Origin of the sequence: Rhizobium etli 8C-3 (assembly GCF_001908375.1) — a bacterium.
Classification (GTDB): domain Bacteria; phylum Pseudomonadota; class Alphaproteobacteria; order Rhizobiales; family Rhizobiaceae; genus Rhizobium; species Rhizobium etli_B.
On record NZ_CP017244.1, the window covers coordinates 1,694,764 to 1,709,209 of the forward strand.

The 14,446-nt window shown below is 60.4% G+C and carries 12 protein-coding genes; 6 read left to right on the forward strand and 6 right to left on the reverse strand.

Annotated features, from left to right (window positions below):
* Positions 1–3 precede the first annotated feature (3 nt).
* From AM571_RS32955 to AM571_RS32980, 6 genes are all read right to left on the reverse strand, one after another.
* The gene (locus tag AM571_RS32955) at positions 4–1,554 is read right to left on the reverse strand and encodes an FGGY-family carbohydrate kinase (RefSeq protein ID WP_074065123.1); all 1,551 of its coding nucleotides are present in this window, start codon (positions 1,552–1,554) and stop codon (positions 4–6) included.
* A 37-nt stretch (positions 1,555–1,591) separates the two neighbouring features.
* Positions 1,592–2,434, reverse strand: a complete 843-nt coding sequence (locus AM571_RS32960; protein WP_074065124.1) for a DeoR/GlpR family DNA-binding transcription regulator — start codon at positions 2,432–2,434, stop codon at positions 1,592–1,594.
* A gap of 184 nt (positions 2,435–2,618) precedes the next feature.
* A complete protein-coding gene (locus tag AM571_RS32965) occupies positions 2,619–3,566 on the reverse strand; it encodes a D-ribose ABC transporter substrate-binding protein (protein ID WP_074065125.1) in 948 nt (315 codons plus the stop codon).
* A 110-nt stretch (positions 3,567–3,676) separates the two neighbouring features.
* A complete protein-coding gene (locus tag AM571_RS32970; protein ID WP_074065126.1) occupies positions 3,677–4,729 on the reverse strand; it encodes an ABC transporter permease in 1,053 nt (350 codons plus the stop codon).
* 23 nt (positions 4,730–4,752) lie between these two features.
* Complete coding sequence (locus AM571_RS32975) at positions 4,753–6,297, reverse strand: sugar ABC transporter ATP-binding protein (protein WP_074065127.1); 1,545 nt, start codon at positions 6,295–6,297, stop codon at positions 4,753–4,755.
* Entirely contained in the window at positions 6,294–6,950 is a 657-nt protein-coding gene (locus tag AM571_RS32980) for a DUF2291 family protein (protein ID WP_074065128.1), read from the reverse strand. The genes AM571_RS32975 and AM571_RS32980 overlap by 4 nt, the downstream gene beginning before the upstream one ends.
* 773 nt (positions 6,951–7,723) lie before the next feature.
* On the opposite strand from AM571_RS32980, the gene AM571_RS32985 reads away from it, so the two are divergent.
* The 6 genes from AM571_RS32985 to AM571_RS33010 all read left to right on the forward strand — a co-directional run bounded on the left by AM571_RS32985 (position 7,724) and on the right by AM571_RS33010 (position 14,440).
* Positions 7,724–9,298 carry an FGGY-family carbohydrate kinase gene (locus AM571_RS32985; protein WP_074065129.1) on the forward strand — a complete coding sequence of 525 codons (1,575 nt, stop codon included), beginning with the start codon at positions 7,724–7,726 and terminating at the stop codon, positions 9,296–9,298.
* A gap of 38 nt (positions 9,299–9,336) precedes the next feature.
* Positions 9,337–10,848 (forward strand): glycerol-3-phosphate dehydrogenase, encoded by a 1,512-nt coding sequence (locus AM571_RS32990; protein WP_074065719.1) that lies wholly within the window; start codon positions 9,337–9,339, stop codon positions 10,846–10,848.
* Between the two features lie 10 nt (positions 10,849–10,858).
* Complete coding sequence (locus AM571_RS32995) at positions 10,859–11,791, forward strand: sugar phosphate isomerase/epimerase family protein (protein WP_074065720.1); 933 nt, start codon at positions 10,859–10,861, stop codon at positions 11,789–11,791.
* Positions 11,792–11,860: 69 nt separating this feature from the next.
* The gene (locus tag AM571_RS33000) at positions 11,861–12,796 is read left to right on the forward strand and encodes a sugar-binding transcriptional regulator (RefSeq protein WP_074065130.1); all 936 of its coding nucleotides are present in this window, start codon (positions 11,861–11,863) and stop codon (positions 12,794–12,796) included.
* A gap of 100 nt (positions 12,797–12,896) precedes the next feature.
* A complete protein-coding gene (locus AM571_RS33005; RefSeq protein ID WP_074065131.1) occupies positions 12,897–13,673 on the forward strand; it encodes a DeoR/GlpR family DNA-binding transcription regulator in 777 nt (258 codons plus the stop codon).
* Entirely contained in the window at positions 13,670–14,440 is a 771-nt protein-coding gene (locus tag AM571_RS33010; RefSeq protein WP_074065132.1) for a triose-phosphate isomerase, read from the forward strand. The genes AM571_RS33005 and AM571_RS33010 overlap by 4 nt, the downstream gene beginning before the upstream one ends.
* The last annotated feature ends 6 nt before the right edge of the window (positions 14,441–14,446 follow it).

The following is a 14,446-nucleotide window of genomic DNA, read 5'->3' on the forward strand; positions in this document are numbered from 1 at the left end:
GCACTACATCTGTGCCGGAGGTCTGTCTCGTACCGATTGCTCCGCCGCAAGGCCGGCAATTTTCGGCCAAAGGGGCATCATGGCCTCGGCGATCTGGCGGAAGACCCGGTAGCGTTTGTCGTAGTCCGCGCTGCGTGCCGCATCGGGCCGGCAGGTCTTCGCCAAGCGGGTAAAATCGCTGGGATCGCTTTGCGGATCAGCATAAACGCCGGCGCCCGATCCGGCGCAAAGAGCAGCACCCCAGGCGGCAGCCTCATCCGTTTCGGTCACGGTCACCGGTAAACCGAGCACATCGGCAAACATCTGGACGACCAGCGGGTTGCGCGAGACACCACCGGCAAGCCTTGCCTCTTTCAATGCAAAGCCGTCGCCGAGTGCGTCGACATGAATGCGATGATTGAAAGCGATACCTTCAAGCACGGCCCGCAGCATGTCGCCTCGATCGTGCCAGCCGCCGAGACCGAAGAAGCCGGCACTTGCCGAAGCACCATAAGGCGAACCGAACAGGTAAGGATGGAAGAGCGCCGTCGATGGCCGATCAAAAGCCGCGTCGATTTCCGACGCGAGCAAAGCGTGAATGGACCTGCCTTGCGCCTCGCCCTTCGTCCGCTCGCCGGCGCACAGCTTGTCGAGAAACCAGTCGTAGTTCGCCGTCGATGCCGGCGAGATCGACATGTTGTTCCAGATGCCGGGCGCAATGCCATTGCGGCAGAACCAACGCCGGTCGACCCGCGGCACCGACGATAGCGTCTCATTGATCGAATAGGTTCCGGCAATGACGGCGACGACGCCCTTGGCATAGCCGCCCGCTCCGAGCGCCGAGGCCGTGACGTCATGCAGCCCGGCAACGACCGGCGTTCCCTTTGCAAGGCCGGTCAAATGCGCCGCCTCACGTGTCACCCGCCCGACGATCTGATCAGAACGAGCGGCCGGCGGCAGAGCATGGACAAGCCCCTGCAGCCCAAAAAGCCTCAGCGCCTCGTGGCTGTATTCCTGCGTCTTTACATCGGTAAAGGAGGTACTTGCCTCGGTGCGGTCCGTACCGAGGATGCCGGTCAGGCAATATCGCAGCCAGTCCTTGCAGCTCAGGAAATGACCCATGCGTTTGAACCGGTCGGGTTCCATATCGCGGATCCAGGCAAGAAGTGTCGATGGTGCGGAGACATGCGGGATCTGCCCGGTGAGCTCGATGGCTTGGTCGGCGACATTGGCTTCCATCCATTGATCGACGATGGTGCCTGCCCGGCTATCCAGAGACAGGATGGCCCGGCCCAAAGGCATCCGATCATGGTCGAGCAGATAGATGCCATCCCCATGGGCCGTTGCGGCGATGCCCTGGATGTCGCTTGCCGGCCGATTGCTGAGGGTGATCGCCTCCCGAACCGCGTCTGCCGTCGCGCTCCACAATTCGTCCATGTCCCGCTCGATATGGCGGGCCTTTGGGATAAACTGCGTGACGCGGCGCCGGGCGACTGCGAGCGGCGTTCCGTCGATATCGAAGATGACAGCCTTGGTGACCGTCAGGCCACTATCGATCCCGAGCAGACTCGGCATTCGCTTTTACCTCGCTACCAGCAACGGGCTTGTCCGCTCACGAGCGCCCTCCGGCGCCCTTGGCGATGACGACGTTGATATCTCGCGACCGCATGCGGTCGATGTGCACCGGCTGCGTCTTCTCGTCGACGATGACGACGTCGAACTCGTCCAGTGCCGCGAAACTGTGAAGCGCCCGCTGCTCGAACTTCGTGTGATCGGCAAGCAGGATGCGCTTGACGGAACAGTCGAACATCGCACGCTTGGTGTCGACCGTCTCCGGCGATTGGTGCAGCACGGTGCCGTCGCTGATCGCCGACATGGAGATGAACGCGACATCGGCCCTGAGACCCCTGATCTCGTTGATGGTCATGCGACCCATGAAGGCGTTACACCAGTTGTAATACTGTCCGCCGAGCGCAAGCAGCGTCACGTCGCGCATGCCCTTCAGCGCATTCATGAGCGTCAGCGAATTGGTGATCGCCGTGACCGGCACTTTCGACGGCAGATGCGCCGCCATCTGTAGGACCGTGGTCGAATCATCGAAAAAAATGGCCTGGCCCGGCTCAACGAACTGCATCGCCGCTTCGGCGATCAGCTTCTTCTCCGCCGATTGGCGGTTCGCGCGATAGACCTCGCTTGATTCGATGAGATTGGTGGCAGCCGCAGTGACGATGCCCCGTGTCTTCCTGAAGAGACCACGGCTGACAAGTTCGTCCACGTCACGATGAGCAGTCATCAGGCTGATCCCGAAACGGTCGGTGAGGTCTTCTATCCGCATGGAACCTTCATTCATTACGGCCTCGGCAATCATGCGCCGGCGAGCGATCTGGCGCGTCTGGCGGCTGTCGCTCGTAAGCTGGTCCAACAGATCGTCGCCCTGGCTCGTCTTTTGTGTCACAAGTCACCCTTGTCGCTGAACTTTGGATTCCAGCTTCGTACAGTGATTGCCGCCCCAAGGCAAAAGAGGCGACATGGCGGTTGCGGCCCGGCGGTTCCGGCCCCGAGTTCCGGGCATGAGAACGCCGAGCGGCCTGTGCCGCCGGCGCTGAATAGGGGCGCCTTTTCGAGCGCCCCTTCGACGATTACTGCGACAAGACGAACGGACCCGTGTACTTGTCCACATTGTCCTTGGTGATCAGCAGGCAATCGAAGAGCTGTTTTTCGCTCTTGGCACCGGTGTTGCCGGTCTTGATGATGCTGTCTGCCTGCTTCACCGCTTCTTCGGAGAATACAGCAACCGGCTGCAGGACGGTGTATTGGAGTTCACCCGCCTTGATGGCTGCAACAGCATCCGGAGAGCCGTCAAAGCCGCCGACCTTGATGTTGGCGAGCTTGCCGGCTTCCTTGAGAGCGGCGATTGCGCCCAGCGCCATTTCGTCGTTGCCAGAGATGACGCCGACGATGTCAGGGTTTGCCTGCAGCATGGACTGCATCTTGTTATGGCCCTGAGTACGATCCCAGTTGGCGACTTCCTTGGCAGCCTTCTTCAGGTCCGGATATTGCGAAAGCACAGTCTCGTAGCCGTTTGAGCGGGTCGCGGCATTGTTGTCGGACGGTGCGCCGAACAGTTCGGCATAGTTGCCCTTGTCGCCGATAGCTTCGACCCATTGCTGGGCACCAAGTGCAGCACCTTGGGCGTTGTTGGAAACGAGCTGGGCCTTCGCAAGGCCTTCCTGGTTGATTTCCGCATTGACGAGAATGACCGGAATGCCTGCGGCAACGGCCTTCTTCACCGCACCGACGGAACCGTCAGCATTCGCCGGATCGAGGATAATCGCAACGGACTTGTTGGTAATGGCCGTATCGATCAGGTTGCTTTCGGTGTTGGTATCTCCCTTGTGTGCGCTGACGGAGGCGGTATAGCCAAGCTTTTCGGCGGCGGCTTTGGCAACGTTGCCTTCGGTCAACCAGTAAGGGTTCGACGGGTCGTTGACGATGATCGTCATCATCCCAGCCGCCCAAGCCGAGCTTGCAAGAAGCGGTGCCACAGTGGCGGCGGCGAGAAGAATGCGCATGCCTTTTTTAAACATAGTCTCTCTCCCATTAGTGAGCTCAGTTATTGCCGGAGACCGGCGGTGCTTTCCCCAATCGGCCTTCATGGAATTCAGCCTGCCGTCGCGGATAAGTTCAGTCGCGGCCATCAAGACGATTTGACCCGGCGGCCGTATTGGATGCTGTTCATGAGGACGGCAAGAACGATCACCGCCCCGGTGAAGACGGTCTGCCAGTAGGCCGAGACGCCGATGATGACGAGGCCGTCCGAAAGGAAGCCTATGACGAAGGCCCCGAGCATGGTGCCGCGAACCGTACCGCGGCCGCCCGTCAGCGCCGCACCACCGATGACGACGGCTGCGATAGCCGTCAGTTCGTACGTGGTGCCGGCAGTTGGACCGGCGGAGGTCAGTTGCGACGACAGCACCAGGCCGGCGATCGCGGCACAGGCACCTGACAGCACATAGACGACGATCTTGACGCGCTTGACCGGAACACCCGAAAGGTCGGCCGCACGTTCGTTACCACCCGAGGCATAGAGCCAACGGCCGAAGGCCGTGCGGCTCAGCACGATGCCGCAGATGATTGCCAGAACCGCAAGCACGATCACGCCGATCGGAATACCTCCGAGCCGGTTGAAGCCGAGCCAATCGAACCCGGTATTGCCGAGCTCCGGCCGGCCGCCGAGATTGTTGTAGGTCAGTCCATTGGTCATCAGAAGCGCAATACCGCGCGCGACATAGAGCACACCCAGCGAAGCGACGAAGGCCGGCACCTTGAGGTAAGCGATCAGCACGCCGTTGACGGCACCCACCAACGCACCAAGCGCACATGTGATGACGACGACGGCCCAGACCGGCGGATAGAGGATGACACCAAAATAGCTGAGGGTGACGCCTTGCATCATGAAGCCGGCGATGCAGCCTGCAAGCCCCAGCGTCGAGCCCACCGACAGGTCGATGCCGCCGTTCAGGATCACCAGCAGCATGCCGATTGCCAAAATGCCAAAGATCGCCACGTGCGAGGCCATGATCAGGAAGTTGTTCAGCGTGAAATAATAGGGCGACAGGAACGAGAAGACTGTGATGATGACGATCAGCGCAAAGAATGCCCGGCCTTCCAGGATGAGACGCACCACGTTGGTATTGCGCGACGGCCCGGAGGATACTGACTTTTTCTCGGCGATGTTTGTGACTGACATACTCAGTGCTCCATAGTTCCAGGCTAGTGCGCGACCACAGCTTCGCCGGAGGCGGCCATGATCTTTTCCTTGGTGACCTCCGAGCCAAACTCGGCCGATATCCTGCCGCGGTGCATGACGATGATGCGGTGGGCGATGCTCAGGCACTCATTGACTTCGGACGTCGAATAGATGACCGCCAGTCCCTGCCTGGCGCGCTCCGCGAGCAGCTTGAACACTTCGGCCTTGGCGCCGATATCGATCCCGCGGCTTGGCTCGTCGAGCAGGATCACCTTCGGTTGGGTTGCCAGCATCTTGCCGATCACAACCTTCTGCTGATTGCCGCCGGACAGCGAGCCGATCGCCGCCGCGCCGCCATCGGTCTTTACATGCACCCGGCGGATAGCATCGTCGACGAGATCGCGTTCCCGTTGGCGGGAGGTGAACACCCCCTTCGTAAAGGCGCCGATGCTTGCAAGCGACAGATTGGATCCGACCGTCATCGTCTGGACCAGGCCATCGCGCTGACGATCTTCGGGTACAAGGACGAGACCGCTGGCGATGCGCCCGGCGATGCTGAGCCCGCCGACGTCCTGGCCCTCGAGCAGGATCTTGCCGCCGCTCGAACGCAGCCGACCGGCGATGCATTCAAGCAGTTCCGTCCGCCCGGCCCCCATCAGCCCGTATATGCAGACGACCTCGCCAGTGCGCACCTGCATCGATAGACGGTCAACCGCATTGTAGACAGCGCCGGAAGGACCGGGAACGCTCAGGGTTTCAATGGAAAGTGCGACTGCGCCGAACTGATGGCCTTGCGGTGGATTGCCGAGGTCGAAGTTCTCGCCGACCATGTTGCGGACGATCCATTCGAGGTCGATATCCTTGCGCTCAGCATAGGCCGTCATGGTCCCGTCGCGAAGGACAACGGCGTGGTGGGTAATCTGCAGCGCCTCTTCCAGGTGATGCGAGATGTAGACGATCGAAACGCCCCGGCTGGTCAGGTCGTGGATGACTTTGAAAAGCACTTCGACTTCGGTGGCGCTTAGCGCCGAGGTCGGTTCATCCATGATGAGGATACGCGAATTGACCGAAAGGGCGCGCGCGATCTCGACGATCTGCTGCTGGCCGAGGCGCAGATCCTCGATGGGCGTCAGCGGATCGATGTCTTCCTCGAGTTCTTCCATCAGCGCACGTGTCTGGCGCTCTTCCTCGGCGAAGTCGACAACGCCACCATTGATGATCTCTCGACCCATGAAGATGTTGTCACGGACGCTGAGATTGGGTGCCAGGCTAAGCTCCTGATGAATGATAGAAATCCCGCACCCGCGCGCATGGGTCGACGATGCAAAGCTGATAGGCGAGCCGTCGAGGATGATCTCGCCGGAGCTAGGCTGCACGACCCCCGAAAGGATTTTCATCAACGTCGACTTGCCCGCGCCGTTCTCTCCGAACAAGGTCGTGACCTGGCCGCGATGGATGTCGAAGTTCACGCCTTTCAGGGCGTGAACATTTCCATAGGACTTGGCGATATTGCGAGCGGCAAGGACAACCTGGCCCCGGCTTGCGGAGTTGCATGGCGGCTGGCTCATTTGACCTCGACCTTCACCGGCGTGACGAGCCAGTTCTTCGGGTTGATCAGCTTGAAGACGCCCACCACGGTCGCCGCCTTTCCGTTCAGCAATTCAGGAGCAAGGCCTGCAAAGACCGCCTTCTTCATCTCGTTGTTGATGGCCGAACCGGCATCCTGATATTGTATCTGGTTGGTAAACTGCCCGAATTCGATGGTGCCGGTGGCGTCACGGAGGTCCGTGCCGTTGACCGCAGGACCGGTCTGGACACGGACCACCGTCTCGGGAGGCAACCCGTCGACTTTCATTTCGCTCGTGTTCGCCTTGCGGGCGCCGAACACACCTGTCAGTGCAACAGGGATCACCGGTCCAGTGCTCGTCGCAGTCCCGTATTTTTCGGCGGCTGCCTTCTTGTCGGCGGCGATTGCGACGGCAAGCTCGGCGGCGGCAACAGCCCGATCCTCGACATTCGCCTTAATCTTCGGGAACTGCTCTGCGCCAAAAGTCTCCGCAGAAAATGCCCGTTGGCGGACATCGTCGGCGGAGCCGATCTTGACGACCGTGGTATCGAGCCCAATCGCCCCGACAACGACGACGGCAAGCACGCTGCTTGCAATCAGCTTGAAATTACCACTGCTCGACCTTGGTGCTGAATGATCAGGCTGTGTGCTCATGTCCGGACGGCCTTTGACTTGAACGGCGAAGCAAGAAGGGCGAGCGCGGCAGCAAGCGCAGACCGGTCCGATTGTGCCGCACCAGGGCAAATCGGCCGATCACCGGCAGGACCGCAAACGGCAGAAATCTCATTTGGAAGCCTCCTCAACAAGACCGGCGACTGTCTCCTCCAACCGCCTGACCTGCAACTATCGATCCGGAAGCGCGCTTCCGTGATAGAAATATGTTATTTACGTCGCAAAGAGTGTTATATTTTTAAACTCATGTCAACGACAACTTGATCTCAACTTTAGCAAAAGCGGGTGATTTTACGGTGAATTTCTCACGCTGCAGTGCAAACTGACTGGACGCAACCGCACAAACTCTGCCCTCCGCTTCCTCCCCTGCAGAGATTCATAAGTTACTGTATGGATTGTGACTTTGTGACATTCACCGCAGCGGGAACTGGCGACGACAGGCGTTGCGGCCGATCATTTCGCAAGCAGTCTCCTACATTGTCATGCAATTTATTCTATCTGAAAAAATTTTCATTGCCAGCAAAATCTTACTATCTTATGGTATCTTTATGTTATATTCGCAGCGAAGCCTGTGGGACGTTCGGCTCCTTTCATCCAGGAATTGCAAAAGGCAGAGCACTTGCCGCAGGCCACAGAAGGAGCGAACTAGTCGGCAGCCGGATCCCAACGGACCGGGGATTGGGAGGACCTCAGATGAATTTGGATGCGCGAAGTACCCGGCGAGCGGTTCACAATGGTGGCGAGATGGCCCTGCGATGACATCGACTGAGAAGATCATCATCGGGATAGATGCAGGTACCTCCGTCATCAAGGCGGTTGCCTTTGCTCTGTCGGGACGGCAAATCGCCACGGCCTCCGTGCGCAACAAGTACACGACCGGAGACGACGGCTCCGCAACGCAGTCGCTCACTCAGACCTGGCTCGATTGCGTCAGCGCGCTACGGGGCCTCGGAGAAAAAGTCCCCGATCTCGCGTTACGCACCGCAGCCGTCGCAGTCACCGGCCAGGGCGACGGCACCTGGCTTGTCGGCCGCGGCAATACGCCGGTCGCTGATGCCTGGCTATGGCTGGATGCGCGCGCCGCACCGACCGTCACGTCGCTTGCCGGTAAAACTGAGGATCGTGCCCGCTTCGAGGCAACAGGCACCGGCCTCAACACTTGCCAGCAGGGCGCGCAACTGGCGCATATGGATCGCATCACACCGGACCTTCTCGATAAAGCGGAGACGGCGCTGCACTGCAAGGACTGGCTGTATCTCAACCTGACAACCGTGAGGGCGACCGATCCGTCGGAAGCGAGCTTTACCTTTGGCAACTTCAGGACGCGGCAATATGATGCGGTGGTGATCGATGCGCTCGGCCTGAACCACAGACGGGCGCTTCTGCCGGAAATCATCGACGGCACCGAGATCAGTCACCCGCTGACGTGCGAGGCGGCGAGGTCCTGCGGACTTCTTGCCGGTACGCCGGTGTGCCTTGGATATGTCGACATGGCGATGACGGCGCTCGGTGCAGGCGTGCGCAGCGACGCCCGCAACGCCGCCTGCTCGACGATCGGTTCGACGGGCGTGCACATGCGTGCCAAGGCTGTTGCTGACGTTCAGCTCAATCCTGAGGGAACGGGCTATGTGATTGCCCTGCCCGTCCCCGGCATCGTCACACAGGTCCAGACCAATATGGGCGCTACGATCAACATCGACTGGATCCTCAAGCTCGCCGCCTATCTGATGGCAGAGGCGGGCCAACCTGCTTCGCATGCAGACCTGATTGCACGCATCGACGGCTGGTTTGCCGAAAGCCGGCCGGGTTCGGTGCTTTACCATCCCTATATCTCCGAAGCTGGGGAACGTGGACCCTTCGTCAATGCCGATGCGCGCGCAGGCTTCACCGGCCTTTCCACGCGCCACGGCTTTCCCGACCTCTTGCGCGGCGTGGTCGAAGGGTTGGCGCTTGCCACCCGCGATTGCTACGCGGCAATGGGCGCTATGCCAGAAGAGCTGCGCGTCACGGGCGGCGCAACGCGCTCGCTCGCCCTTCGCCGTTCACTCTCGGCCGCCATTAACGCGCCGATCCGCCAGTCGCGCCGCGATGAGACCGGGGCCGCCGGCGCGGCGATGATGGCCGCCGTGGCCGTCGGCGTCTATTCCGGCATGGACGAATGCATTGCCGACTGGGTGACGCCGCTTCTCGGCGAGGAGGAGGCTCCGGATGCGAAGGAGGCTGCCAGGCTCGACCGGCTATTTTGCGCCTACACCGATGTGCGCCAGGCAATGGCACCGGCCTGGGGCAAGCTCGCCCGAGCCGAAACGACGTCGCCGATTGGCACGTAAATCAAGTTCTGATGCAGCAGGCATCGAAGGAGCATGACATGACTGAACCCGAACTCCTGGATCTCTTCGTCATCGGCGGAGGCATCAATGGCGCGGGTATCGCACGCGATGCTGCGGGCCGCGGCTTGAAAGTCGCGCTGTGCGATAAGGATGATTTGGCACAGGGAACCTCGTCTCGCTCGGGCAAACTGGTGCATGGCGGTCTGCGGTATCTCGAATATTACGAATTCCGCCTGGTGCGCGAGGCGCTGATCGAGCGTGAAGTCTTGCTCAATGCCGCCCCGCATATCATATGGCCGATGCGCTTCGTCCTGCCACACAGCCCGCAGGATCGTCCGGCATGGCTCGTGCGGCTCGGCCTGTTCCTTTACGATCACCTTGGCGGCCGCAAGAAGCTGCCGGGGACACGTACGCTCGATCTGCTGCGCGATCCGGAAGGAACCGCGATCCTCGACCAGTACACACGCGGCTTCGAGTATTCCGATTGCTGGGTCGACGACGCCCGCCTGGTAGTCCTGAACGCGGTCAGCGCGGCCGAAAAAGGCGCGACGATTCTCACTCGATCGGCAGCAGTCTCGGCGCGTCGTGAGAGCGGCAGCTGGATCGTTACGACGAAAAGCAGCCTCACGGGAGAGACACGAACCTTCCGCGCAAAATGTCTCGTCAACTGCGCCGGCCCCTGGGTGATGGATATCATCAATCGCGTCACCGGCTCGAATTCCAGCCGCAACGTGCGCCTCGTGAAGGGTAGCCACATCATCGTGCCGAAGTTCTGGGCCGGCTCCAATGCCTATTTGATCCAGAACCACGACAAGCGCGTCATTTTCATCAACCCCTATGAGGGCGACAAGGCGCTGATTGGGACGACCGATATCGCCTATGAGGGCCGCGCCGAGGATGTGTCCGCCGACGAGGCGGAAATCGATTATCTGCTGAAGGCCGTCAATCGCTACTTCAAGGAAAAGCTGCGCCGGGAGGATGTGCTGTACAGCTTCTCAGGCGTTCGTCCACTTTTCGACGACGGCAAGGGCAATCCGTCCGCCGTTACCCGCGACTATGTCTTCGACCTTGACGAGACGGGGGGTGCTCCCCTTCTCAACGTCTTCGGTGGTAAGATCACCACATTCCGTGAGCTTGCCGAGCGGGGCATGCAACGTCTCAAGCATGTTTTTCCGCACATGGGCGCAGACTGGACTGAGAAGGCGCCGCTGCCCGGTGGCGAGATTCCGAATACCGACTACGAGACCTTCGCCAACAGCCTGCGCGATGCCTATCCATGGATGCCGCGCAAGCTCGTGCATCACTACGGCCGTCTCTATGGCGCTCGCACGAGGAACGTGATTGCGGGTGCCACTTGCATCCAAGGGCTCGGGCGGCATTTCGGCGGGCAGCTTTATGAGGCCGAGGCCCGTTATCTCGTTGCGACGGAATGGGCCGCCACGGCCGAGGACATCCTCTACCGCCGCACCAAGCATTATCTGCATCTGAGCGAAGCGGAAATTGCAGCCTTTGGCGAGTGGTTTGCTTCAATTCGCCTTGCCGCAGCTTGAGGATATTGCCATGCCGCTGACCCTTTCGCTCAATACCAATCCACTTGTAAATCGCTTCGCCGACCCCGACGACCTCATCGACACGGTTGCGCGAGACCTGAGGATCCGCGATCTCCAGCTGACCCACGAATTCATCAATCCGAGCTGGCAAGCGCCCGTGATCCGCCGCCTGGCGCGCACGATGAACGCCGCGCTGAAGCGCACGGGTGTGCGGATCACGTCAGCAATGACGGGGCCATATGGCCGCCTGAACCACTTCGGACACCCAGATGCGGATGTGCGCCGCTATTACATCGACTGGTTCAAGACTTTTGCCGACATCACCGCTGATCTCGGCGGTCACTCCGTGGGAACACAGTTTGCAATCTTTACCTACAAGGACTTCGACGATCCGGCCAGACGCGAGGAACTGGTCAAGATCGCGATCGACTGCTGGGCCGAGATCGCCGACCACGCACGCGCCGCAGGCCTTTCCTACATCTTCTGGGAGCCGATGAGCATCGGTCGCGAATTCGGCGAGACGATCGCCGCATCCCTGTCACTGCACAAGCGGCTGACAGTCGCCGGATTGGCCATCCCAATGTGGATGATGGCCGATATCGATCATGGCGACATCACCTCCGCCAACCCCGACGACTACGATCCCTATGCCTGGGCACGCGCCATCCCGCCGGTATCGCCGATCATCCACATCAAGCAGAGCCTGATGGACAAGGGCGGGCACAGGCCCTTTACTGCAGAATTCAACGCCAAGGGCCGCGTGCAGCCCGCGCCTCTACTCCAGGCACTGGCCGAAGGTGGGGCGAAGGACAATGAAATCTGCCTGGAGCTCTCCTTCAAGGAACGCGAGCCCAACGATCGCCAGGTCATCCCCCAGATCGCCGAAAGCGTCGCCTTCTGGGCACCACATATCGACACTGGAGTAGCCGACTTGAACATCTAAGGCGGGCGTCCTTAAAAGGCAGCACCGGAATGGCGGAATGCCGCCCGTGACATTCGAAAGGAAACCGTGATGACGGACGCCGATGAAACGCTGGCTGTGCGTGCAGCCTGGCTTCACTATGCGGGTGGACTGACGCAGTCCGACGTCGCCCGGCGCCTCGGCGTGCCGTCGGTAAAGGCGCATCGCCTGATTGCGAGAGCGGTTGCAGATGGCGTAGTCAAAGTCACCATCGATGGGGATATCGTCGAATGCGTCGAGCTGGAGATGCGGCTTTCGGAACGCTTCCGGCTTCAGTATTGCGAGGTCGCACCCGATCTCGGCGAGGAAGGCCTGCCGCTTCGCGCACTCGGCCATGCGGGCGCCGGCTATCTCAAGCGCGAGATCGAGCGCGGCGACAATAGGGTCATCGGCCTTGGTCACGGCCGCACGCTTTCGGCCGCCGTCCAGTATATGCCGAGGGTGAGCGCAAAGGGCCTGCGCTTCGTTTCGTTGCTTGGCGGCCTGACACGAAACTACGGGGCCAATCCCTATGACGTGATGCACCGCATCGCCGAAAAGACCGGCACCCATGCCTATGTCATGCCTGTTCCCTTCTTTGCCAATACCGGCGAGGACCGCGAAGTGCTGAAGGCGCAGCGCGCCGTCAAGGAGGTTTTCGATCTGGCCAACAATGCCGATCTGAAGCTCGTTGGTCTGGGAACTGTCGATGCAGAGGCGCAGCTTGTTTTGTCCGGTGTGGTTGAGCCCGGTGAAATGGAGGAGATTGCCGCCGCAGGCGGTGTCGGCGAAATCCTCGGGCACTTTTTTGACGCCGATGGCCACATCCTTGAGACGACGCTAACAGCGCGCACGCTCTCTGCATCTTTCCCCAAGAGTTCGAACGAACGGCTCGTCGCGCTGGCGGGTGGACAGTCGAAATTGCCAGCCATCCGGGCAATTTTGAACAGCCGTCGTCTCTTCGGGCTTATAACGGACGAGCGAACCGCGCAGGCATTGCTAAGTTAGCCTCTCAAAACAACAGGATTTTATCTCAAAATAACAACAATAAAGGTTGATTATCACGGCGAGATCGTTATTTTGTTTTCAGACAACGGTGGAGACCGGGATGAGGCGGGAAGAGCGGCAGCAGTTGATCGTGAACCTGCTCGTCGAAAACAAGACCGTCGATCTTGATGAGCTTGCCGATCGCTTCGCGGTTTCGAAGATGACGATCCATCGCGATCTCGACGATCTCGAGCAGGCGGGTGTCCTGCGCAAGGTTCGGGGGGGCGCGACCATTGATGCAGGAATGCAGTTCGAAAGCGACTTCCGCATTCGCGCGCGCCAGGGCAGCAAGGCCAAGCTTGCAATGGCACGGACTGCGCTCGATCTGGTCGAGCCGGGAATGACCGTGATGGTAAACGATGGCTCGATGGCGGCCGTGCTTGGGGAAATGTTGCTGCAGAAGCGTCCGCTGACCTTGATTACCAACAACGCAGCGATCATGGAGCGGCTGAAAGGCGAAAGCGGCATCACGCTGATCGCGCTCGGCGGCAGCTATTCGGCGAAGTTCAACGCCTATCTCGGCGTCGTCACCGAAGAGGCTCTGGCGCGACTGAGGGCCGACATCGCCTTCATCTCGACGCCGGCCGTCAGCGGCAGGCTTGCCTATCACATGGACGACAACGTCGTGCGCGCCAAGCGGGCGATGATCGCTTCCTCGGCCAGGGCGTGCCTCCTAGTCAATCACCAGCGCATTGGCCATACCGCGCTGCATGTCATGGCGGATCTCACCGATTTCGACGCTGTTATAACCGACATCGCACCGGATGCTGCCTTCCTGGAGGAATTCGAGCAGGCGGGCATTACGCTCACCATCGCATCAACGCAGGATCCGGCATGACCGAAAAACCGCGCTTCTGGATTGGCACCAGCTGGAAGATGAACAAGACGCTTGCGCAAGCCCAGCATTTCGCGCGCGCACTCGAAGCCGCCGATGGCGCGCGCGACCCGCGCATCCAGCGCTTCGTGATTCCGTCCTTCACGGCGGTACGCGAGGTCAAGGCAATGCTTGCCAAGACGTCCGTGAAGGTCGGCGCGCAGAACATGCATTGGGCTGACCACGGAGCGTGGACGGGCGAAGTCTCGCCGGTGATGCTGAAAGACTGCGATCTCGATCTCGTCGAACTCGGTCATTCCGAGCGGCGCGAGCACTTTGGAGAGACCGACGAGACAGTTGGCCTGAAGGCCGAAGCGGCCGTTCGCCACGGCCTCATTCCGTTGATCTGCATTGGCGAGACGCTCTTCGACCGTGAAAGCGGCAAGGCTGTCGACATCCTGGCAGCCCAGGTGCGCGGCGCACTTTCGAAACTTTCGAACGGCCAGAAAGACGCCGAGATCCTGCTGGCCTACGAGCCCGTCTGGGCGATCGGCGAGAAGGGTATTCCGGCGACTGCGGATTACGCAGATGCCCGCCAGTCTGAAATAATCGCCGTTGCCGAAGCGGTGCTCGGCCGCAAGATCCCCTGCCTTTATGGCGGGTCAGTCAACCCACAAAACTGCGAAGAACTGATCGCGCGCCCCCATATCGACGGGCTCTTCATCGGCCGCTCCGCCTGGGATGTCGAAGGTTACCTCGACATCCTGGCAAAATGCGCCGCCAAACCCTAAGGAGAA